We start from the raw sequence: 21,364 nt of genomic DNA on the forward strand, positions 1-21,364 counted from the left end.
TGAGGACTCTTCACGTGCCAGGGATGGGCGTATCAAGGGGTCGTTATGCTAGCATATGCCCCCCGCTAATCGTGCTTCAGGCCGATCTGCGACAGCTTCTCTTCCCTGCCATTTTTTCTCCGGGACACAGGTTTACGCAGATGAGCAAGACTTCTCTCGATAAGAGCAAGATCAAGTTCCTTCTCCTCGAAGGCGTCCACCAAACTGCCGTGGACGTCCTTAAGGCCGCCGGGTACACCAACATTGAGTACCTCACCGGCTCTCTGCCCGATGCCGATCTGAAGGAAAAGATCGCCGATGCTCACTTCATCGGTATCCGCTCGCGCACTCAACTGACCGAAGAGGTTTTCGACTGCGCCAAGAAACTGGTCGCTGTCGGCTGTTTCTGCATTGGTACCAACCAGGTCGACCTCAACGCGGCTCGCGAACGCGGTATCGCCGTGTTCAACGCACCGTACTCCAACACCCGTTCCGTTGCCGAACTGGTACTGGCCGAGGCCATCCTGCTGCTACGCGGCATCCCGGAGAAGAACGCGTCCTGCCACCGTGGTGGCTGGATCAAGAGCGCGGCCAACTCCTTCGAGATCCGTGGCAAGAAGCTGGGTATCGTCGGCTACGGCTCGATCGGCACCCAACTGTCGGTCCTGGCTGAAGGCCTGGGCATGCAGGTTTACTTCTACGACACCATCACCAAGCTGCCGCTGGGTAACGCCACTCAGGTGAACAACCTGCACGAGCTGCTGGGCATGTGCGACATCGTCTCGCTGCACGTTCCAGAAACTGCAGCCACCCAGTGGATGATCGGCGAGAAGGAAATTCGCGCCATCAAGAAAGGCGGCATCCTGATCAACGCCGCCCGTGGCACCGTGGTCGAACTGGACCACCTGGCTGCCGCCATCAAGGACAAGCACCTGATCGGCGCCGCCATCGACGTATTCCCGGTCGAGCCACGCTCCAACGATGAAGAGTTCGAAAGCCCGCTGCGCGGCCTGGACAACGTCATCCTGACCCCGCACATCGGTGGCTCGACTGCCGAAGCGCAGGCCAACATCGGCCTGGAAGTGGCAGAAAAACTGGTCAAGTACAGCGACAACGGTACGTCGGTATCCTCGGTCAACTTCCCTGAAGTGGCCCTTCCGGCCCACCCAGGCAAGCACCGTCTGCTGCACATCCACCAAAACATCCCGGGTGTTCTCAGCGAGATCAACAAGGTCTTCGCCGAAAACGCCATCAACATCTCCGGTCAGTTCCTGCAGACCAACGAGAAGGTGGGTTACGTGGTTATCGACGTAGATGCCGAGTACTCCGACCTGGCCCAGGAAAAACTGCAACAGATCAAGGGCACCATCCGTTCCCGCGTTCTGTTCTAAGCATCCTGCGGCATAAAAAAGGGAGGCCCTGATGGCCTCCCTTTTTTTGTGTGCCGTGTTTACTTGACGGTCACTGTGATCTTCTTCGATTCAACACTTGGCTTGAATGGCACGTGGAACTTGTCGCCCAGCACCAGTTGCAGCGTGTGCTTGCCTGGCGTCAAGGTGATCTGGGTTTCAGTCTGCGCCTTACCGAAATGAACAACATGCTCACCCGGCGGCAGCGGCTGATTGTCGGCCGGCAACACCGTGGCTGGCAGTACCTGGTCAGCAGCAGGCTCTTTGCTCACGTCGACCAACAGGTGGTGATGACCGGTATGCGGGGTATCATCGCCGGCAGGCTTGAGCGCCATGCCTTCGATACCAAACTTGACGGTAAAGGTCTTGTCCACCGTAGCCCCATCGGCAGGGGACAGAATGGAAACCTTGGCCCCTGCAGGCGGTTCCTGGCTTTTCAGGCCTTCGGCTGCCGCCACAACGGAGACGCCCATCAGCAGACCAGCAATGGCTGCACACGAAATCAGGCTTTTCATTCACTACTCCTGTGATTTACTTCACTAACAGAGGCTGCAAAATAGTGCGGCAGCAGCCAATAACCATAGATCAATTGGAACGCTCTGTGTTTGTCTGTGTTCCTACAAAATATTTTGTAGGAAACGTCTAACATCCACTACCGACCAAGGTCCTAGGTGGCGTTCGACCGCAGCATTTGCATAAAGTCGCGGCGAACAGATCTTCAACTGCCAAAATAAAACAGGGGCAACAATGCGTTTGACCATAGGGGTATTGCTTGCAGCCCTGCTCAGTACAGCAGCGCACGCGGAACTGATCGACGACGTTAACGACCGCAACGAACTGCGCATTGCCGTCCAGGCATCCAACCCACCGTTCAATTTCAAGGACAATGACCAACTGAGCGGCTTCGAGATTGAACTGGGACGCGCCCTGGCAAATGAACTGGACGTCAACGCTTCGTTTATCGTGACCGACGCTACCGACCTGATCATGGGCGTGGAAAGCGGCAAATACGACATCGCCCTCAATCAGATCAGCGCAACCCCTGAGCTCAAGGATCGCCTGGATTTCAGCGCGCCCTACAGCTACTCCAGCGCCCAACTTATCGTGCGCAAGGAAGAAAAACGCCCACTGACAACCCTTGATGCCCTGAAGGGGCACACCCTGGGCTTCGTTCAGGGCAGCCAGTTTGCCGAACAGGCGCGCGTCATTGAAGGCGTAGACCTGCGCGGCTATCCGGATACGCACCAGCCCATAAAGGACATGGCCGACGATCAGATCGACGCCGTCATCAGTGATCGTTTGCTGGTGCCCTATGCCGTGCGCGACAGCAAACTGCCCGTTACCGAAGGTGCAACTGTCGGCCCTGTGCTCAACCTGGCGATTCCCTTCCAGAAGGGTAACCCGGCTTTCCACAGCGCTCTGGACAGCGCACTGCAGCGCATCAAGAACGATGGTCGGTTGAGCGCGATGTCGGAAAAATGGTTCGGGATGGATGCCAGCAAACCGCCGAAGCCTTAAGCCTCAAGCGCATTCAATGCCTGTAATGCGGCGTCCAGCTCCAGCTCGCTGAAGACCTGAACGCCCTCGCGGCGCAGCAGTGCCGTGGTAACACCCTCGCCCGGCACCTTGGTGCCACTGAACGTGCCGTCATAGGTCAGGGCATTGCCACAGGACGGGCTACCGGACTTGAGCACGGCAATACGGATGCCGTGTTGCCGCACCAGCTGCAATGCCCGCTCGGCACCGGCCAAAAAGGCCGTACTGACATCCTCGCCATCGACGTTCACGACCACTACACGCCCCTCAAGTACGGCAGCGCCCTGGCCTCCGGGGATTTCCGCAGGTGGCCGCGGTGTCGGCAAACCACCTGCCACCTCGGGGCACAAGGGCACGACACGACCTTGCCGTTGCCATTGCAGCAGGCAATCCGGATACCCGCTGGCACGACCGTCATAACGCACCGGCTGGCCGAGCAGGCAGGCACTGACCAACACCTTGTGCATGTCAGAACGGCTCGTTGCCGCGTCGGCGAAACCAGCCCGTCAGGGACAGGCGATCACGAGTGGCCGGCAGCACCTCATGGGGAATGTCCCCGGAGAGGAACACCACCAGGCAACCGCCAGTTGGCTGTACATCATGCTCGACCCCACCTTTGAGGCTCATGCGCAGTTGTCCGCCGTTCTCTGGCAGCCAGGCTTCATTGAGGTAAAGCACCGCCGACACCATACGTCGGTCATCGTCGCGGAATCGGTCCAGGTGCTGGCGATAGAACGCACCTGGCGGATAGAACGCAAAGTGGCATTCAAAGTCCTCAAGCCCAAGGAACAAGCTGCGGTTCATTGCCTCGCGCAGGCTGTCCATCACCCCCAGGTACTGATCGCAAGCCTCGGACTCACCGGGCTCGATCCACTGAATATGGTCGCCGCGAATGCCCTCGCGAACCTCCTGGGTAGCGCCGCGCCCGACGGCTGCCGGGGCTAGATCACCCTCGGTCTCACGCTTGCGGCACTCAGCCGCCAGCGCCCGCGTCAGGGTTTCTGGCAGGAAAATATTCTGCTGCGACCAGCCATGGCTGGCCAGGTCATCAACGATACGTAACAACAGTGGGTGATCAGAGGATATGCGCATGCCGCGCATAGTATCTATCTGCCAAAAAAATCGACAGCGCCACTTGGCTGACAGAACACATCGCGTCTCGACAAAGGCCCGCCAAGCCACGGACAATAGCGCTCTGCCGACAGGAGTCTTTAATGCGTCGTTTGTTTTTTCTGCTGCTATTGAGCTGCACCATGCCTGTCTGGGCAGACAGCCTCGACCAACTCTACAAGGTCGCCGGCTGGCCTGAGCAGCGCGCCCACTTTACCGATGCCCTCGATGCCGCCCAGCAGCGCTACCAAAACAGCCTGCCGCCTGCGGTGTTTCAAGCATTGGTCAACAACAGCAACCAGCGTTTCGAGCCAAAGGCTGTAGACGCGCGCGCCGCCGCCCAGTTACGCGCCAACCTGAGCAATCCGACACCGGCCCTGGCGTTTTTCCAGTCGCCGCTGGGACGCAAGATCGTCGCTGCCGAGCTGCTGGCCACCCGCCGCGACCAATTGGCCAAGAATGCCAAGGGCTTGCCGCGTATTCAGGCCAGCGATACCCGCCTGCTGATCATTGGTCACCTGGCCAAGGCCCTGCCGGCCCGCGAAGCCGGTGCCGAAGTCAGCCTGGCGATTGCCGGCGTGGCGGCGGACAGCCTCAGCCAGATGATTCCGGGACTGCTCGGTGGTGGTCAGGCTCAGGGCATGCTTGACGGCCAGCGCGCACGGCTGATGGAGCAGATCGGCAACGACCTGAACAACACCCTGCTCTACGTCTACCGCGACCTGTCGGACCCGGAGCTGGAAGAGTTCGCCAGTTTCGCCGAGTCTGCAGAAGGTCAGGCCTACTACAAGGCCGCCCTCGCGGCGATCCGAGCCGGCCTGGCGGTCGGCCAGAACAGCGCCGACCTCAAGTAAGGTGCTCGCCAATGAACGCGAAGTAGCGCTGGCGAATCGTCGGCAGTTCATTGGCCAGGTGGTGTCGCGCCTCGGGCAGCATCAGCACCTGAGGCTGGGCGAATTTCTCCCGTAGTACCAACAGGTTATGCGGCCAGTCAACGGTCATGTCCGACTGCCCCTGAATGATCAGCGGCCGACGCGTACTCGGCGGCGCCGCCTCGATACGCTTGACCCATTCAATCAGTGCTCCAACCCAGGCCGTGGGCAAACGCCGCGGCTGCAAGGGGTCTGCCAGCAGGAACGGCAGAAACGTCGGGTCGTTGGTGTTCTCGCTGAAACGCCGCTCAATGCCCTTCACGAACGGTCGCAACAGGTAGTAGCTGAACCTCGACCAGCCCCAGGCGCGAGGTCGCACCAGCGGTGCCAGCAAAATCACCCGGCCCTGGATCGGGCTGTCATCGCCGTGATTCAGTACATGGTCGATCACGATGGCGCCGCCCGTACTTTGCCCGCACAGGTGCCAGGGCTGCGGCAGGCCTAGTGCGGCCGCTTGCGCGAACAAGGCCTCAAGCACCTGTTGATACACCGCAAAGTCATCGATACTGGCCCGCTCGCCACTGGACAGGCCATGCCCGGGCAGGTCACAGGCAATCACACTGAAGCCCTGGTCCAGCGCCCAGTCGATGACATGCCGGTACAAGCCCATATGGTCGTAGAAGCCGTGCAACAGGATAAGTGTCGCCACCGGGGCCGGCGCCAGCCAGACCTGGCCGACCACGTCATAGCCGGCCACCTGGAATCGCCCCAACCAGCGCTCCACCGGTACCGGGCGCGCCGGCAGGTCCAGACCATAAAAGTGCTGATACGCCGCCGCCTGCGCTGACAGCGGCTGACGAGCCGATAGCGGCTGCAAGCTGGCGCGCAAAGCATCTGGCTGGAACGAAGCGGACATAGCGGGCATCCAGGCACAAAAACAAAGGATTGATCCACGATATTCATCTGTCGTCACTGGCATGGCAAGCTATGCGCCCTTTTGTGGACCCATGGACATGCCTCGACCACGTGCAAAAACGCTGTTAACCGGCCTGACCCTGCTGCTTTGCGCAGCCATCCTGTGGTGGGCCTATGACAGCTTCCAGAGCCGCTACCTGCGCACGTTCGACAACCAGACCGCACTGTTTGCCGGTGACAACCTGCACCTGCCTGCCGACCTCGCCGGCCCCGGGCCGATCCGCGTGGTGCACTTCTGGGACCCGGCCTGCCCGTGCAATGTTGGCAACCAACAGCACCTGGGTGAGTTGATCGCACATTTTGCGCCCCAAGGCGTAGCCTTCTATGCGGTACAGAAAGCAGGCAGCCACGGCCAGTTGCCGCCCAACCTGAGCGCCCTGAAGCCCTTGCCGACACTGCCAGGCGCTGAACAGCTGCCCGCCAGCCCAGCCGTGGCGATCTGGGACCGAGACGGCAAGCTGGCCTACTTCGGCCCTTACAGCGAAGGCGCGACCTGCAATTCGAGCAACAGCTTTATCGAGCCGATTCTGCAGGCGCTGAGCCAAGGACGCTCAGTCAGCGCCACGCACACCTTGGCAGTGGGCTGCTACTGCCCATGGGGCGCCTGATTTCTCACCCCCCTTGCCGATGGGTTGAGTTTGCAACGTCTATCCTCTGTCCGAAAACACACGCGCCCGTTGTTGAAGCCGTCACTCGCCACACACAAGGAGTCTCGATGAAACGCAGCCTGAGCTTACTCGCCGTCACTCTCACGGCACTGGCCGCCGGTGGCTTCTGGTATGTACAGAGCAAATTGCCGCAACGTCAGGGCGAGGTAACCCTGGCCAACCTGCAAGCCCCCGTCAGCGTACGCTATGACGAGCGTGGCGTACCGCATATCCGAGCGCGTAACGAGACCGACCTTTACCGAGCACTGGGCTACGTACATGCCCAGGACCGCCTGTTCCAGATGGAAATCATGCGCCGCCTGGCCAGAGGTGAACTGGCCGAGGTGCTCGGGCCGAAACTGGTGCCAACCGACACGCTGTTCCGCAGCCTGCGCATCCGCGACCAGGCCAAACTGATGGTGAGCCGTCAGGACAAACAATCGCCCGCCTGGATAGCCCTGCAAGCCTACCTGGACGGCGTTAACGCCTGGCAGGCCTCCCACCCCAAACCGATAGAGTTCGACATACTGGGTATCACGCCACGCCCCTTTACGGCCGAGGACACCCTGAGCATCGCCGGCTACATGGCGTACAGCTTTGCTGCCGCCTTCAGGACCGAACCGGTGCTCACCTATATCCGCGACCAACTGGGCCCGGACTACCTGAAAATCTTCGACCTGGACTGGCACCCTGAAGGCGCGGTACAGGCAGCACCCAAGCTCGCTGCCGCCGACTGGCAAAGCCTCAACCTGCTAGCCCAACGCAGCCAGCAGGCACTGTTTGACGCGGGTATCCCGCAATTCGAAGGCAGTAACGCCTGGGCCGTGGCCGGTAGCCACACCCGTAGCGGTATGCCGCTGCTGGCAGGCGACCCGCATATCAGTTTTGCCGTGCCAGCCGTGTGGTACGAAGCCGAGCTGTCCGCACCCGGCTTCAATCTGTACGGCTACCACCAGGCGCTGAACCCCTTTGCCTCGCTGGGGCATAACCGCGAGTTCGGCTGGAGCCTGACCATGTTCCAGAACGACGACCTCGACTTGATCGCCGAACAGGTCAACCCGACACAGCCCAATGAGGTTCGTATCAACGGCCAATGGCAAGCGCTGACACGTAGCGAAGAGCAGATCATGGTCAAGGGCGAACACCCGGTGACCCTCGCACTGCGCAGCTCACCGCATGGGCCAATCGTCAACGACGTGCTAGGCAAAACCGCCAGCACCACCCCGATCGCCATGTGGTGGACGTTTCTCGAAAGTGAAAACCCGATACTGGATGGTTTCTACGAAATCAACCGCGCCAATACCCGGGACAAAATGCGCAGCGCTGCCGCGAAGATCCACGCGCCAGGCCTGAACCTGGTCTGGGCGAATGCCCGCGGCGACATCGGCTGGTGGGCCGCCGCCCGGTTGCCGATCCGTCCGGAGGGCGTCAACCCGGCATTCATCCTCGATGGCAGCAGTGCACAAGCCGACAAGCTCGGCTTCTACCCGTTCAGCGCCAACCCCCAACAGGAAAACCCGGCCAGCGGTTATATCGTCTCGGCCAATGCCCAGCCACAGTCACCGACCGGCATGCCCATTCCCGGCTATTACAACCCGGCCGACCGTGGTCAACAGCTGGCCCACCACCTTGCAACCGACCAGACCCAATGGGATATACACAACAGCCAGGCATTGCAGTTGGGCACCACCACCGGCTATGGCCCGCGCACCCTCGCACCGCTGTTGTCGGTACTGCGAGAAGTCGCCGAGGGGGAACAGGAAAAGGAACTGGTCGAGCAACTGGCCGCCTGGCCTGGCGACTATCCGCTGGATTCGATCAGCGCCACCGTGTTCAACCAATTCCTCTATGAGCTGAGCCGCGCCGCCCTGCACGATGAGCTGGGCGATCTGTGGTTTGACACCCTGATCTCGACCCGCGTCATTGACGCAGCGCTACCGCGCCTGGCCGCTGACCCTGACTCGCCGTGGTGGGAGCATAGAGGCAGCAACGAACGTGGCAACCGCAAGGATGCTGTTGCCCAAGCCTGGCATAACAGCCTGGCGCACCTGCGCAAAACCCTTGGCAACGACCCGGCAAGCTGGCAATGGGGCAAAGCACACACCTTGACCCACGGTCACCCGCTGGGCCAACAGAAGCCGCTGGACAGGCTGTTTAACGTAGGGCCGTTCAATGCCCCGGGCAGCCATGAAGTGCCGAACAACTTCTCGGCGAAGATTGGCCCGGCACCATGGCCGGTGACCTATGGCCCCTCGACACGACGCCTGATCGACTTTGCCGATGCCGGCCAGTCCTTGAGCATCAACCCGGTTGGGCAAAGTGGCGTGTTGTTCGATACCCACTATGCCGACCAGGCCCGGGACTACATGGACGGGAAGTACCAGCGGGCGCAAATGGGGGTGATCCCGGCGAAGAGCATATTGCATCTGACACCGGAACCCTGACAGCCCTGCGACCAGCAAGTCGGTAGAGGCCAGCCTTGCTGGCCGCTACACCTCGCGGGAATGACAGCGACGAAAGCGTGCTTCCAGATTACGATCGGGCATGGCATGGCTGCGCAGGGCGTTCAGGGTCTGCTCGACATAGTCGCGGGTGCTGCCATACCGCCCCTTGGCCTGGGCAAAGATCTGGCTAAGCAACGTATCCGGCAGATTGCCGGCGTAACACGGCAAGTGCCGCTCCAGGACAAAACCCAGTGCCTGAACCTTGCTGCCGTCATCCAGTCGGCAACTCAGCCAATGTGGCCGATAGGCCGGATAGGGCATTTCTCGCTGCCAGAGCGCCAGCAACGAATCGTGCAGATGCTCTTCCGGCAGACGGTAGGCAAACCCGCTGCAGGAGCCGCCGCGGTCCAGGCCAAAGACCAGCCCTGGGCACTCCGGCGTGCCACGGTGCTCATGGGACCACAGGTAGAGGCCGCGATGATAACCATGCACCCGCCCCCGACGCCGCTCCTCGGCGGAGCACTCTGGACGCCAGATCAAAGAACCGTAGGCAAATAGCCAGACCGCCCCCCCTTGATGCAAGGCCATGGTGCGATGAACCGAGTGCAGAAGTTGCTCTTGAGTCAATTGCGACCCGAAATCAAGCAAGGGAGGATATGCCACATTCACAGATGCAGTTTCAATTGCCGACATAACCGTCGCCAGAATTCCCCGTGAGTTAATTAGGTAACTCACTCTAAAACAAATACACAGTCCATGCAGTTACCGTACGGCAGATAGCCCACGAAAAACAAGCCCTCAAACGGTCTGAAAGAGCCGCTTTACAAGTGTTTCAGCAAGTAATAGCAGACACTTGCAAGTGCCGCGAAAGTTAATTTCAGCCCCTGCAACAATGGCCTTTCATAATGGCAAGCGACAATAACGGTTAGTTAGTAAGGCGCGCTGTTGCAGCGCGCCTTGATCCCGTTAGCCGTTTCGCGGCGCATAGGCGAAGACATCGGCACGCATTTGATGCGCATCCATGCCGGCACTCACCAAAGCATCGAGCGTGGCATAGATCATGGCCGGCGAACCGCTGGCGTAGACCTGTACCGAAGTCAGTTCGGTAATGTCTTCACACACGGCTTCGTGCAACAGGCCGCAGCGCCCCTCCCAGCCACACAGGTCACTGACGACCTTGTGCAGGTATAGGTTAGGTAGCTGCTGCCACTCGTCCCAGTGCTCAAGCGCGTAGAAATCTTCTGGACGACGCACACCCCAGTACAGGTGCACCGGGTACTTGAAACCTTGCGCGCGGCAATGCTCGATCAGGCTGTGCATCTGCGCCATACCGGTGCCTGCAGCGATCAACACTAACGGGCCTTCCGGCAACTCGGCCAAGTGCGTATCACCGAACGGCAGCTCAACACGGGCCATGCCCTGACGCTGCAGTTGGGCAATCAAATCACGCGCACTGTTCTCACGGGCCAGCACGTGCAACTCCAGATCACGCCCACAATGTGGCGCCGAGGCCAGGGAAAAAGCCGATTTCTCGCCGTTTTCCCGCTCGATCATCAGGTACTGCCCAGCGTGATAGCGCGGTGGCTTGCCGGCAGGCGCACGCAGGCGCACGCGCCAGACGTCACCGCCAAGCTCGACACACTCACTCACCTGGCAAGCCAGCTTGCGCACTGGCAGCTCGCCCAGCGCCAACACACCGTCCCATAGCAAGGTGCAATCCTCGAGGGGTTCGGCAATACAAGTGAACAGTTCGCCGTGATCACGCACCTGCCCTTCCTGGCGCACACGACCGTCAACCAGCAGTGCGGCGCAGACATGGCAGTTGCCATTGCGACAGCTCTGTGGGCAGTCGTAACCGAGACGCTGCGCCGCTTCCAGAATCCGTTCTCCGGGCTTGATCGTCAATACCGCACCGGAAGGCTGCAACGTTACCTGCATCAGTCTATTCCCAACTGGTTCCACAACTCATCGATTCGCCGTGTGACAGCCTCATCCTTGACGATGACGCGGCCCCACTCACGGGTGGTCTCGCCTGGCCACTTATGGGTTGCGTCCAGACCCATCTTCGAACCCAGCCCGGAGATCGGCGAAGCGAAATCCAGGTAATCGATTGGCGTGTTGTCGATCATCACCGTGTCGCGCTTGGGGTCCATGCGCGTGGTAATGGCCCAGATCACGTCATTCCAGTCGCGGGCATTGATGTCATCATCAGTGACGATAACGAATTTGGTGTACATGAACTGTCGCAAAAACGACCACACACCCAACATCACCCGCTTGGCATGCCCCGGGTACTGCTTCTTCATGGTCACTACCGCCATGCGGTAGGAACAGCCTTCCGGCGGCAGGTAGAAGTCGGTGATCTCCGGAAACTGCTTCTGCAGGATCGGGACGAACACTTCGTTGAGTGCCACACCGAGAATCGCGGGCTCATCCGGCGGCCGCCCGGTATAGGTGCTGTGGTAGATCGGCTTGGTCCGGTGGGTGATTCGCTCGACGGTGAACACCGGGAAGCTGTCGACCTCGTTGTAATAGCCAGTATGGTCGCCATAAGGCCCCTCTGGGGCCATTTCACCAGGATGGATCACCCCTTCCAGGATGATCTCGGCGCTCGCCGGCACTTGCAAATCACTGCCACGGCATTTGACCAACTCAGTGCGGTTGCCCCGCAGCAGGCCGGCAAAGGCGTATTCGGAGAGGGTGTCGGGAACCGGGGTCACAGCGCCGAGAATGGTTGCCGGGTCAGCGCCCAAGGCCACCGCCACCGGGAATGGCTTGCCCGGGTTCTTCTCGCACCACTCACGGTAGTCGAGCGCACCGCCTCGGTGGCTCAACCAGCGCATGATGACCTTGTTGCGGCCAATCACCTGCTGACGATAGATACCGAGGTTCTGGCGATCCTTGTTAGGCCCACGGGTAACCGTCAGGCCCCAGGTAATCAGCGGCGCGACGTCGCCTGGCCAGCAGGTCTGCACCGGCAGCATGCCCAGGTCGACATCATCACCCTCGATAACCACTTCCTGGCAGACCGCGTCTTTGACGACCTTGGGTGCCATCGACACGACCTTCTTGAAGATCGGCAGTTTCGACCAGGCGTCCTTCAACCCTTTCGGTGGCTCAGGCTCCTTGAGGAAAGCCAGCAACTTGCCGATTTCGCGCAGCTCGCTGACCGACTCGGCACCCATGCCCATGGCCACGCGTTCAGGCGTGCCAAACAGGTTGCCAAGCACCGGAATATCGTGCCCGGTAGGTCGCTCGAAGAGCAGAGCCGGGCCTTTGGCCCGCAGGGTGCGGTCGCAGACTTCTGTCATTTCCAGGACAGGAGAAATCGGAACCTGGATGCGCTTGAGTTCGCCACGCTGTTCCAGGCCGCGGATAAAGTCGCGCAAATCGCGATACTGCATGCGTAAGCCTCATGTTGGCCGTATCGGACGGGGTGGCAAAGTGTAGCCTTATACCCGGTCAGCCAGAATAGCCAATGTGCAGATAGCAAAAAGCCGGGTTTCCCCGGCTCTTGCGACCTGCTCGAATTTACTTGCGCTTCATCGAGAGGAAGAACTCGTCGTTGGTCTTGGTCTGCTTGAGCTTATCGATCAAGAACTCAATGGCCGCAACTTCGTCCATCGGGTGCAGCAGCTTGCGCAGAATCCACATGCGCTGCAGTTCGTCATCGGCGGTCAACAGCTCTTCGCGGCGAGTACCGGAACGGTTGATGTTGATGGCCGGGAAGACGCGTTTTTCAGCGATCTTGCGGTCCAGAGGCAGTTCCATGTTACCGGTGCCCTTGAACTCTTCGTAGATCACTTCGTCCATCTTCGAACCGGTTTCAACCAACGCAGTGGCGATGATGGTCAGCGAACCGCCTTCCTCGATGTTACGCGCAGCACCGAAGAAACGCTTTGGCTTCTCCAGGGCGTGGGCATCGACACCACCGGTCAGTACCTTGCCGGAGCTCGGGATGACGGTGTTGTAGGCACGGGCCAGACGGGTGATGGAGTCGAGCAGGATGACTACATCCTTCTTGTGCTCGACCAGGCGCTTGGCCTTCTCGATCACCATTTCAGCCACTTGTACGTGGCGGGTTGGCGGCTCGTCGAAGGTCGAGGCAACCACTTCGCCACGCACCGTGCGCTGCATTTCGGTCACTTCTTCCGGGCGCTCGTCGATCAGCAGAACGATCAGGTGGCACTCGGGGTTGTTACGGGTGATGTTGGCCGCGATGTTCTGCAGCATGATGGTCTTGCCCGCTTTTGGCGGTGCGACGATCAGGCCGCGCTGACCTTTACCAATTGGCGCGCAGAGGTCAATGACCCGGCCAGTAAGGTCTTCGGTGGAACCGTTACCGGCTTCCATCTTCAGGCGCACGTTCGGGAACAACGGCGTCAGGTTTTCAAACAGGATCTTGTTCTTCGCGTTTTCTGGACGGTCGAAGTTGATGGTGTCGACTTTCAACAGCGCGAAGTAACGCTCACCTTCTTTCGGTGGGCGGATCTTGCCAACGATGGTGTCACCGGTGCGCAGGTTGAAGCGGCGGATCTGGCTAGGCGAAACGTAGATATCGTCGGGGCCGGCCAGGTAAGAGGCATCCGCCGAACGCAGGAAACCGAAACCGTCCTGGAGAATCTCCAGCACGCCATCACCGGAGATTTCCTCGCCGCTTTTCGCATGCTTTTTCAACAGGGAGAAAATCACATCTTGCTTGCGCGAACGGGCCATATTTTCTATGCCCATCTGTTCGGCCATTTCGAGCAGATCGGTAATCGGCTTTTGCTTGAGTTCAGTCAGGTTCATAAGGGGAGTGACGTAATCATGTAAGAAGGGAGAATTAAGCTTCTGGCTTAATGAAGCCGCGCCGCAAAGAAGGCGACAGGATCGCGTACTGATTCGAATTGGGGATGCGTCGGCGACGGCGTGCAGAGGGCACCGAAGAAACAGTGCGAGGCCGAATGTACCACTTGCTTTTTCTGGCGTCTAGTCACCGAGCAAAGAAAAGCCCCGACAAATGCGGGGCTTTTTTGACTCAGATATTGGCGTCCAGGAAGGCCGCCAGCTGAGACTTCGACAGTGCGCCGACCTTGGTGGCCTCGACGTTGCCGTTTTTGAACAGCATCAGGGTAGGAATACCACGCACGCCGTGCTTGGCTGGCGTTTCCTGGTTTTCGTCGATGTTCAGCTTGGCGACGGTCAGTTTGCCTTTGTAGGTTTCGGCAATGTCGTCCAGCACTGGAGCGATCATTTTGCAAGGGCCGCACCATTCAGCCCAGTAGTCCACCAGCACTGGGCCCTCAGCCTTCAGCACTTCCTGCTCGAAGCTGGCGTCAGTGACGTGTTTGATAAGATCGCTGCTCATGGAAGTCTCCAAGGTCGTAAGCAAAAAAACGTCGCCCATCATAGCCGCCCAGATGGCGGACAGGAAGTCGCAGGCGATTGAGTGTAACTATAGTTGTGGATGACTTTGCATATCGATTTGTCACAACAACGTCACATTCCCCCGTGCAACCTGCGCCATATCAAGCCTTCCTACACTGCGCGTTGGCGTCAGCGATGGATCATGTCAGGATTGGCGGGTTAAAGACCGAGAACCCATGATCATGCCGCAAACCACAGCCAAGAACCTGTCCTTGATCGCTGCTATCGACCTGGGCTCCAACAGTTTTCATATGGTCGTCGCCAAGGCCATCCACAGCGAGATCCGCATTCTTGAGCGGCTCGGTGAAAAGGTTCAGCTGGCCGCCGGCATCAATGAAGAGCGCCAGCTCAGCGAAGAATCCATGCAGCGCGGGCTCGATTGCCTCAAGCGCTTTGCCCAGCTTATCAACGGCATGCCTGACGGCGCCGTACGTATCGTCGGTACCAACGCCCTGCGCGAGGCCCGCAACCGCGGTGAGTTCATCCGCCGCGCCGAGGCCATTCTCGGCCACCCGGTCGAAGTCATTTCCGGTCGCGAAGAAGCCCGCCTGATCTACCTGGGCGTCTCCCACACCCTGGCCGACACGCCGGGTAAGCGCCTGGTTGCCGATATCGGCGGCGGCAGTACCGAATTCATCATTGGCCAGCGCTTCGAGCCGCTGCTGCGCGAGAGCCTGCAAATGGGCTGCGTCAGCTTCACGCAGCGCTACTTCCGCGACGGCAAGATCACGCCCGCTCGTTATGCCCAGGCCTACACGGCAGCACGGCTGGAGCTGATGAGCATCGAGAACGCCTTGCACCGCCTGACCTGGGATGAAGCCATTGGCTCGTCCGGCACTATCCGCGCCATTGGCCTGGCCCTGAAATCAGGTGGCCAGGGCTCGGGCGAGGTCAATGCCGAAGGGTTGGCGTGGCTCAAGCGCAAGCTGTTCAAGCTCGGCGATGTCGAGAAAATCGACTTTGAAGGGATCAAGCCAGATCGCCGGACCATCTTCCCGGCCGGCCTTGCCATCCTCGAAGCCATCTTCGACGCCCTGGAACTGCAGCGCATGGATCACTGCGAAGGTGCCCTGCGCGAAGGTGTGCTGTACGACCTGCTGGGCCGCCATCATCACGAAGACGTGCGTGAACGCACGCTCGGCTCGCTGATGGAGCGCTACCACGTCGATCAAGGCCAGGCCGCGCGCGTCGAGCGCAAGGCCCTGCATGCCTTCGATCAGGTAGCGGCGGCCTGGGATCTGGAAGACGGCATCTGGCGTGAACTGCTGAGCTGGGCAGCCAAGGTACATGAGGTGGGCCTGGATATCGCCCACTATCACTACCACAAGCACGGCGCCTACCTGATCGAGCACTCGGACCTGGCCGGGTTTTCCCGCGAAGACCAGCAAATGCTGGCGCTACTGGTACGCGGTCACCGGCGCAATATTCCCAAGGACAAGTTTGCCGAGTTCGGCGACGACGGCGTCAAGCTGATTCGTCTGTGCGTGCTGCTGCGCTTTGCCATCCTGTTCCACCACATCCGTGGCACTCAACAGATGCCGCAAGTCACCCTGCATGCCGCAGGCGATAGCCTCGACGTGGAGTTCCCGAAGGGCTGGCTGGAGCAGAACCAGCTGACCCAGGCCGACTTCGCCCTTGAGGCGGAGTGGCTGGCCCGGGTCGGCTTCGTCCTCAGCGTACGCTGAGGACCGGGTTGCTCAGGCGCTCAAGCAGAGTCGCCTGGGCACTGCGCGGGTTCTGGTTGCCGGTTGGCATGCTGCGTACGTAGCGGCCGTCCGACTGCAGAATCCAGGCGTGGGTGTTGTCGGTCAGGTAGCCTTCCAGCTCCTTTTTCACCCGCAGGATCAGCTTCTTGCCCTCGACCGGGAAACAGGTCTCCACACGCTTGTCGAGGTTGCGCTCCATCCAGTCGGCACTGGAAAGGAACATCTGCTCCTCGCCGCCATTAAGGAAGTAGAACACCCGCGTGTGCTCGAGAAAGCGACCGATGATCGAGCGCACATGGATGTTATGCGACACACCAGCGATACCTGGGCGAAGGCAGCACATGCCGCGCACCACGAGATCAATACGCACCCCGGACTGGCTTGCCTTGTACAACGCACGGATGATCTTCGGATCGGTCAGCGAGTTGAACTTGGCGATGATGTGCGCCGGCTTGCCGTCGAGGGCAAACTGGGTTTCACGCGCGATCATGTCGAGCATGCCCTTTTTCAGGGTAAACGGCGCGTGCAGCAGCTTCTTCATGCGCAGGGTCTTGCCCATGCCGATCAACTGGCTGAACAGCTTGCCGACGTCTTCGCACAGGGCATCGTCAGAGGTCAGCAGGCTGTAGTCGGTGTACAGACGGGCGTTGGCAGCATGGTAGTTACCCGTACCCAAGTGCGCGTAGCGAACGATCTCCCCGGCTTCGCGGCGCAGGATCAGCATCATCTTGGCGTGGGTCTTGAAACCGACCACACCGTAGATCACCACGGCACCTGCGGCCTGCAAGCGGCTGGCCATCTGCAGGTTTGACTCTTCATCGAAACGCGCGCGCAATTCGATCACCGCAGTGACCTCCTTGCCGTTACGCGCCGCGTCGACCAGCGCGTCAACGATTTCCGAGTTGGCCCCACTGCGGTAAAGCGTCTGGCGCACGGCCAGGACATGAGGGTCCTTGGCGGCCTGGCGCAACAGATCGACCACTGGAGTGAACGACTCAAAGGGGTGCATCAGGAGGATGTCCTGCTTGCTGACCACGCTGAAAATATTCTCGCTGTTCTGCAACAGCTTGGGGATGGCCGGAGTGAACGGCTTGTATTGCAACTCAGGATGGCTATCCAGGCCGGTAATGCTGAACAGTCGGGTCAGGTTGACCGGCCCATTGACCCGGTACAGCTCGCTCTCGCTCAGGCTGAACTGCTTGAGCAGGTAATCCGACAGGTGCTTGGGACAGGTATCGACCACTTCCAGGCGTACCGCATCGCCGTAACGACGCGAGAACAGTTCGCCACGCAGGGCCCGCGCCAAGTCTTCGACGTCCTCGGAATCGAGCGCCAGGTCGGCGTTTCGGGTCAGTCGGAACTGATAGCAGCCCTTCACCTTCATGCCCTGAAACAGGTCATCGGCGTGGGCATGGATCATCGACGAGAGGAACACATAGTTGTCGCCCGGGCCGCCAACGTCTTCCGGCACCTTGATGACTCGCGGCAACAAACGCGGTGCCGGGATGATCGCCAGGCCGGAATCGCGACCAAAGGCGTCAATCCCTTCAAGCTCGACAATGAAGTTCAGGCTCTTGTTCACCAGCAACGGGAACGGGTGCGTCGGGTCGAGACCGATCGGTGTAATGATCGGAGCGATCTCGTCACGGAAGTAGCGCCGCACCCAGGTCTTGAGCTTGGTGTTCCAGTAGCGACGGCGGATGAAACGGATCTGGTGCTTCTCCAGCTCCGGCAGCAACACGTCATTGAGGATCGCATACTGGCGGTCGACTTCACCGTGAACCAGCTCGCTGATGAGCGCCAGCGCCTGATGCGGCTGCAGGCCATCGGCACCCGCCTGTTCACGGGCAAAGGTAATTTGCTTTTTCAGGCCCGCTACACGAATTTCGAAGAACTCATCCAGGTTGCTGGAGAAGATCAGCAGGAACTTGAGCCGCTCCAAGAGTGGATAGGACTCGTCCAGCGCCTGTTCCAGCACCCGAATGTTGAACTGCAGTTGCGACAGTTCCCGATGGATATACAGGCTACTGTCGTCCAGGCCCGGAATGGCGATTGCCGGGGCGGCAGCCACCACAGGGGCCTCGACCACGGGCGCTTCCACCACAGGTGCCAGAACCGCTGCCGGCTCTGGCGGTGTTTCTACCATCGGCTCAGGCACTGGCTGGGCATCCTTCATAGCAGCGTCATTAAGCACTTCGTTATTCATCTAGCGTTCCTGAAGGGCGTTACTGCCCTCTCATCAATTGAGCAGCGCGAACAGCGAAATAAGTCAGGATGCCATCAGCACCTGCTCGTTTGAAAGCGGTGAGCGACTCAAGGATAACCCCTTCGCTGAGCCAGCCATTCTGAATGGCTGCCATGTGCATGGCGTACTCGCCACTGACCTGGTAGACGAAGGTCGGAACCTTGAACTCTTCCTTGACCCGGTAAAGGATATCCAGATACGGCATGCCGGGCTTGACCATTACCATATCAGCACCTTCGGCCAGGTCGGCGGCCACCTCATGCAAGGCTTCGTTGCTGTTGGCAGGATCCATCTGATAGGAGGCCTTGTTGGCCTTGCCCAGGTTAAGTGCCGACCCGACCGCATCGCGGAACGGGCCGTAATAGGCACTGGCGTACTTGGCCGAATAAGCCATGATCCGCACATTGACGTGACCGGCCAGCTCCAGCGCCTCGCGAATCGCCTGGATGCGACCGTCCATCATGTCAGAGGGCGCAACCACCTGCGCACCCGCTTCGGCATGGGACAGAGCCTGACGCACCAGGGCATCGACGGTGATGTCGTTCTGCACATAACCTTCTTCGTCGAGGATGCCGTCCTGACCATGGGTCGTGAACGGGTCCAGCGCGACGTCGGTGATCACACCCAGCTCAGGGAAGCGTGCGCGCAATGCACGGGTTGCACGCTGGGCAATACCCTCGGGGTTCCAGGCCTCGGCAGCGTCCAGCGACTTCTTCTCGGCCGGCGTGACCGGGAACAGCGCCAGCGCCGGAATGCCCAGCTTGACCCATTCGTCGGCTGCCTCGAGCAGCAGGTCGATGCTCAGACGCTCGACACCGGGCATCGACGCGACTTCTTCGCGGCGATTCTCGCCGTCCAGCACGAATACCGGCAGGATCAAATCATCGACAGTCAGAACATTTTCGCGAACCAGACGACGGGAAAAATCATCGCGACGGTTGCGACGCAGGCGGGTGGCAGGAAACAAACGGTTAGCGGGGGTAAAGCTCACGGCAGACTCCTGAGCCCGCGCAGGCGGGCGAGCGCGACAGTTATAAGCAGCCATTATGACGCGTGTATGACAGCTATGGGCAACCCTGCGACTTGAGGACGCAGACATTGTCCTTGTAGGAAATGTTCACGTCGAGACACATTTGGACACTTTCCCGAACGCGCTCGAAGGGGTAGGCTGCGCGTTCATTTCGCCCAGCTTCCAGAAAATGCTCCAACAATTCCTACAGGATTTCGGCTACTTTGCCCTTTTTCTCGGTACCTTTTTTGAAGGTGAGACCATTTTGGTGCTTGCCGGATTCCTTGCGTTCCGCGGATATATGGACATCAATCTGGTGGTGTTAGTTGCTTTCTTCGGCAGCTACGCCGGCGACCAGCTCTGGTACTTCATGGGCCGCAGGCACGGGCGCAAGCTGCTGGCGCGCAAACCGCGCTGGCAACTGATGGGCGACCGCGCACTGGAACATATTCGCCGTCACCCGGACATCTGGGTACTCAGCTTCCGCTTTGTCTACGGTTTGCGTACCGTCATGCCAGTGGCCATTGGCCTGTCCGGCTACCCGCCACGCCGCTACCTGCTACTCAATGGCCTCGGTGCCGCCATCTGGGCTGCGGCACTGGGCGCAGCTGCGTACCACTTCGGGGCCATCCTCGAAGGCCTGTTGGGTAACGTGAAGCGTTACGAACTATGGGTGCTCGGCGGTTTGCTGCTGCTTGGTGGAGTGTTGTGGTTGCGTCGGCGCTTCAGGGCCGCTCGTATTGCCAGGAAAGAAGCGGCTGACGCGCTGCAAGCCAATATGGCGGCTGGTGTGGAGGCCGATCAGGGCGAGGACACTGACGCCGCTGTAAGCGAGCAGCATGAGCCACCCCGGCGTCGTAACAGCCCATAACCCCACCTGCCCGGCCAGCGCCATGGCCGGCAGATTCAGTAGCAACCGCGCGCATTCCAGCCGAAAGGCCCAGGGCCGACTCTCCAGCACGGCGCCCAGTGCATACAAACCCAACGCCATCAGGCACCAGCCCAGGCCAAGCGCCGCCAGCGACAACTGCTCACCCTGCGCCAGCAGGTAGCTGCCAAAGGCGACGTAAACGGCAAACTGCACCACCCCGTACAGTTGCATTGGCCAGCCCAACGGGACCTCGAACTTCTGGAAACGACTCAGGTCCTGCTTGGCATGCGGATAACGCCGAGCCACATCGACCGGGCGCCAGCCAGTCGGCATGAACCAGATTCGCACCGCGTCCCACCAGCGCTCAGCGCGCCGGGCGTCTGCCCACAACTGCGCATAAACCTGCAGGTTGGCCCAAAGCGGGTTCCAACTGGCCAGGGGCGTGGTCACACCGAAAACAACCGGTTCCTTGTCGTCTTCCTCACAGAACGTGCCGAACAGGCGATCCCAGAAAATGAACACACCACCATAGTTACGGTCCAGGTACACAGGGTTCTGAGCATGGTGTACACGGTGATTGGACGGTGTAACAAACACCCACTCAAACCAGCCGAGCTTGGGAATATGCCGGGTATGCACCCAGAACTGGTACAGCAGGTTCAGCGCCGCGACGCTGACAAATACCAGCGGTGGCACGCCCAGGACAGCCAACGGCAAATAGAAGATCCAGGAGAAAATGAAGCCGGTACTGGTCTGGCGCAAAGCAGTGGACAGGTTGTAGTCCTCGCTCTGGTGGTGCACCGAATGTGCCGCCCAGAGCACATTGCGCTCATGCCCGAAGCGGTGCAGCCAGTAGTAACAGAAGTCATAGCCAACAAAGGCCAGCCCCCACACCCAGAAGCGCTCGGCCGGCAGGGCAAACAGCGCCAGATGCTCCCAGGCCACGGCGTACGTTACCAAGCCAACGCCCTTGGTCAGCAAACCACTGGTGGTCGACAGCACACCTGTGCTGAGACTATTGATAGCATCGGCCACGCGGTAATTGCGCATGCCCCGCCAATGGTCGGCCAGCAGCTCCAGCGCAATCAGCACAAAGAAAAAAGGCACCGCATAGAGGATGAAATCCATGCCCCGTCCACCGTCAGGTTGTTC

At 60.0% G+C, this 21,364-nt stretch carries 18 protein-coding genes and 1 pseudogene; 7 read left to right on the forward strand and 12 right to left on the reverse strand.

All coding sequences use genetic code 11. From position 1 onward, the window contains the following. Positions 1 to 140: 140 nt before the first annotated feature. Complete coding sequence (serA, locus tag EKA13_RS02720) at positions 141 to 1,370, forward strand: phosphoglycerate dehydrogenase (protein ID WP_065758008.1); 1,230 nt, start codon at positions 141 to 143, stop codon at positions 1,368 to 1,370. Between the two features lie 59 nt (positions 1,371 to 1,429). Here serA and EKA13_RS02725 read toward each other — a convergent pair whose 3' ends face one another. After that, positions 1,430 to 1,903 carry a DUF4399 domain-containing protein gene (locus EKA13_RS02725; RefSeq protein ID WP_065758009.1) on the reverse strand — a complete coding sequence of 158 codons (474 nt, stop codon included), beginning with the start codon at positions 1,901 to 1,903 and terminating at the stop codon, positions 1,430 to 1,432. 232 nt (positions 1,904 to 2,135) lie between these two features. Between EKA13_RS02725 and EKA13_RS02730 the strand changes: the two genes are divergently transcribed. Beyond that, entirely contained in the window at positions 2,136 to 2,906 is a 771-nt protein-coding gene (locus tag EKA13_RS02730) for a transporter substrate-binding domain-containing protein (RefSeq protein WP_065758010.1), read from the forward strand. Here EKA13_RS02730 and EKA13_RS02735 read toward each other — a convergent pair. Both EKA13_RS02735 and EKA13_RS02740 read right to left on the reverse strand, forming a co-directional pair. After that, a complete protein-coding gene (locus EKA13_RS02735) occupies positions 2,903 to 3,391 on the reverse strand; it encodes a 2-thiouracil desulfurase family protein (protein ID WP_065758011.1) in 489 nt (162 codons plus the stop codon). The genes EKA13_RS02730 and EKA13_RS02735 overlap by 4 nt on opposite strands. A 1-nt stretch (position 3,392) precedes the next feature. Then, positions 3,393 to 4,025 (reverse strand): 2OG-Fe(II) oxygenase, encoded by a 633-nt coding sequence (locus EKA13_RS02740; RefSeq protein WP_065758012.1) that lies wholly within the window; start codon positions 4,023 to 4,025, stop codon positions 3,393 to 3,395. 113 nt (positions 4,026 to 4,138) lie between these two features. Between EKA13_RS02740 and EKA13_RS02745 the strand changes: the two genes are divergently transcribed. Continuing rightward, complete coding sequence (locus tag EKA13_RS02745) at positions 4,139 to 4,888, forward strand: DUF2059 domain-containing protein (RefSeq protein ID WP_065758013.1); 750 nt, start codon at positions 4,139 to 4,141, stop codon at positions 4,886 to 4,888. Here the strand turns inward: EKA13_RS02745 and bipL are convergent. Continuing rightward, a complete protein-coding gene (gene bipL, locus EKA13_RS02750; RefSeq protein ID WP_065758014.1) occupies positions 4,881 to 5,822 on the reverse strand; it encodes a phospholipase BipL in 942 nt (313 codons plus the stop codon). The two genes, EKA13_RS02745 and bipL, sit on opposite strands and share 8 nt — an antisense overlap. Positions 5,823 to 5,919: 97 nt before the next feature. Between bipL and EKA13_RS02755 the strand changes: the two genes are divergently transcribed. Together EKA13_RS02755 and EKA13_RS02760 are read left to right on the forward strand one after the other, a co-directional pair. Further along, complete coding sequence (locus tag EKA13_RS02755) at positions 5,920 to 6,489, forward strand: DUF6436 domain-containing protein (RefSeq protein WP_065758015.1); 570 nt, start codon at positions 5,920 to 5,922, stop codon at positions 6,487 to 6,489. Positions 6,490 to 6,596: 107 nt separating this feature from the next. Then, positions 6,597 to 8,972 carry a penicillin acylase family protein gene (locus tag EKA13_RS02760; protein WP_065758016.1) on the forward strand — a complete coding sequence of 792 codons (2,376 nt, stop codon included), beginning with the start codon at positions 6,597 to 6,599 and terminating at the stop codon, positions 8,970 to 8,972. 45 nt (positions 8,973 to 9,017) lie between these two features. Here EKA13_RS02760 and EKA13_RS02765 read toward each other — a convergent pair whose 3' ends face one another. The 5 genes from EKA13_RS02765 to trxA all read right to left on the reverse strand — a co-directional run bounded on the left by EKA13_RS02765 (position 9,018) and on the right by trxA (position 14,322). Then, a complete protein-coding gene (locus tag EKA13_RS02765) occupies positions 9,018 to 9,665 on the reverse strand; it encodes a gamma-glutamylcyclotransferase (protein ID WP_065758017.1) in 648 nt (215 codons plus the stop codon). Between the two features lie 273 nt (positions 9,666 to 9,938). Next, positions 9,939 to 10,910 (reverse strand): CDP-6-deoxy-delta-3,4-glucoseen reductase, encoded by a 972-nt coding sequence (locus tag EKA13_RS02770; RefSeq protein ID WP_065758018.1) that lies wholly within the window; start codon positions 10,908 to 10,910, stop codon positions 9,939 to 9,941. Beyond that, on the reverse strand, positions 10,910 to 12,376 hold the full coding sequence (ubiD, locus tag EKA13_RS02775; RefSeq protein ID WP_065758019.1) for a 4-hydroxy-3-polyprenylbenzoate decarboxylase: 1,467 nt from the start codon (positions 12,374 to 12,376) through the stop codon (positions 10,910 to 10,912). The genes EKA13_RS02770 and ubiD overlap by 1 nt, the downstream gene beginning before the upstream one ends. A gap of 127 nt (positions 12,377 to 12,503) precedes the next feature. Further along, the gene (rho, locus tag EKA13_RS02780; protein ID WP_065758020.1) at positions 12,504 to 13,763 is read right to left on the reverse strand and encodes a transcription termination factor Rho; all 1,260 of its coding nucleotides are present in this window, start codon (positions 13,761 to 13,763) and stop codon (positions 12,504 to 12,506) included. 229 nt (positions 13,764 to 13,992) lie between these two features. Next, on the reverse strand, positions 13,993 to 14,322 hold the full coding sequence (gene trxA / locus EKA13_RS02785) for a thioredoxin TrxA (protein ID WP_065758021.1): 330 nt from the start codon (positions 14,320 to 14,322) through the stop codon (positions 13,993 to 13,995). A gap of 241 nt (positions 14,323 to 14,563) precedes the next feature. On the opposite strand from trxA, the gene ppx reads away from it, so the two are divergent. Further along, positions 14,564 to 16,066 (forward strand): exopolyphosphatase, encoded by a 1,503-nt coding sequence (gene ppx / locus EKA13_RS02790; RefSeq protein ID WP_065758070.1) that lies wholly within the window; start codon positions 14,564 to 14,566, stop codon positions 16,064 to 16,066. Here the strand turns inward: ppx and ppk1 are convergent. Both ppk1 and hemB read right to left on the reverse strand, forming a co-directional pair. After that, positions 16,053 to 18,293 (reverse strand): polyphosphate kinase 1, encoded by a 2,241-nt coding sequence (gene ppk1, locus EKA13_RS02795; protein ID WP_065758022.1) that lies wholly within the window; start codon positions 18,291 to 18,293, stop codon positions 16,053 to 16,055. The genes ppx and ppk1 overlap by 14 nt on opposite strands. 19 nt (positions 18,294 to 18,312) lie before the next feature. Then, complete coding sequence (hemB, locus tag EKA13_RS02800) at positions 18,313 to 19,323, reverse strand: porphobilinogen synthase (RefSeq protein ID WP_065758023.1); 1,011 nt, start codon at positions 19,321 to 19,323, stop codon at positions 18,313 to 18,315. Positions 19,324 to 19,531: 208 nt separating this feature from the next. Between hemB and EKA13_RS02805 the strand changes: the two genes are divergently transcribed. Next, positions 19,532 to 20,212, forward strand: coding sequence for a DedA family protein (locus tag EKA13_RS02805; RefSeq protein ID WP_176717390.1), 681 nt, complete (start codon positions 19,532 to 19,534; stop codon positions 20,210 to 20,212). A gap of 501 nt (positions 20,213 to 20,713) precedes the next feature. Here EKA13_RS02805 and EKA13_RS28250 read toward each other — a convergent pair. Beyond that, positions 20,714 to 21,340: pseudogene (locus EKA13_RS28250) on the reverse strand (sterol desaturase family protein); the annotation flags it as partial. Between the last annotated feature and the right edge of the window lie 24 nt (positions 21,341 to 21,364).

This window comes from Pseudomonas defluvii, from assembly GCF_001695625.1.
In the GTDB taxonomy this organism is placed as follows: domain Bacteria; phylum Pseudomonadota; class Gammaproteobacteria; order Pseudomonadales; family Pseudomonadaceae; genus Aquipseudomonas; species Aquipseudomonas defluvii.

What these genes read in the sequence shown, in the direction of transcription:
- serA (WP_065758008.1), top strand. Translation starts at nt 141, where the DNA reads ATGAGCAAGACTTCTCTCGATAAGAGCAAGATCAAGTTCCTTCTCCTC.
- EKA13_RS02725 (WP_065758009.1), bottom strand. Translation starts at nt 1,903, where the DNA reads ATGAAAAGCCTGATTTCGTGTGCAGCCATTGCTGGTCTGCTGATGGGC.
- EKA13_RS02730 (WP_065758010.1), top strand. Translation starts at nt 2,136, where the DNA reads ATGCGTTTGACCATAGGGGTATTGCTTGCAGCCCTGCTCAGTACAGCA.
- EKA13_RS02735 (WP_065758011.1), bottom strand. Translation starts at nt 3,391, where the DNA reads ATGCACAAGGTGTTGGTCAGTGCCTGCCTGCTCGGCCAGCCGGTGCGT.
- EKA13_RS02740 (WP_065758012.1), bottom strand. Translation starts at nt 4,025, where the DNA reads ATGCGCGGCATGCGCATATCCTCTGATCACCCACTGTTGTTACGTATC.
- EKA13_RS02745 (WP_065758013.1), top strand. Translation starts at nt 4,139, where the DNA reads ATGCGTCGTTTGTTTTTTCTGCTGCTATTGAGCTGCACCATGCCTGTC.
- bipL (WP_065758014.1), bottom strand. Translation starts at nt 5,822, where the DNA reads ATGTCCGCTTCGTTCCAGCCAGATGCTTTGCGCGCCAGCTTGCAGCCG.
- EKA13_RS02755 (WP_065758015.1), top strand. Translation starts at nt 5,920, where the DNA reads ATGCCTCGACCACGTGCAAAAACGCTGTTAACCGGCCTGACCCTGCTG.
- EKA13_RS02760 (WP_065758016.1), top strand. Translation starts at nt 6,597, where the DNA reads ATGAAACGCAGCCTGAGCTTACTCGCCGTCACTCTCACGGCACTGGCC.
- EKA13_RS02765 (WP_065758017.1), bottom strand. Translation starts at nt 9,665, where the DNA reads ATGTCGGCAATTGAAACTGCATCTGTGAATGTGGCATATCCTCCCTTG.
- EKA13_RS02770 (WP_065758018.1), bottom strand. Translation starts at nt 10,910, where the DNA reads ATGCAGGTAACGTTGCAGCCTTCCGGTGCGGTATTGACGATCAAGCCC.
- ubiD (WP_065758019.1), bottom strand. Translation starts at nt 12,376, where the DNA reads ATGCAGTATCGCGATTTGCGCGACTTTATCCGCGGCCTGGAACAGCGT.
- rho (WP_065758020.1), bottom strand. Translation starts at nt 13,763, where the DNA reads ATGAACCTGACTGAACTCAAGCAAAAGCCGATTACCGATCTGCTCGAA.
- trxA (WP_065758021.1), bottom strand. Translation starts at nt 14,322, where the DNA reads ATGAGCAGCGATCTTATCAAACACGTCACTGACGCCAGCTTCGAGCAG.
- ppx (WP_065758070.1), top strand. Translation starts at nt 14,564, where the DNA reads ATGCCGCAAACCACAGCCAAGAACCTGTCCTTGATCGCTGCTATCGAC.
- ppk1 (WP_065758022.1), bottom strand. Translation starts at nt 18,293, where the DNA reads ATGAATAACGAAGTGCTTAATGACGCTGCTATGAAGGATGCCCAGCCA.
- EKA13_RS02805 (WP_176717390.1), top strand. Translation starts at nt 19,532, where the DNA reads ATGCTCCAACAATTCCTACAGGATTTCGGCTACTTTGCCCTTTTTCTC.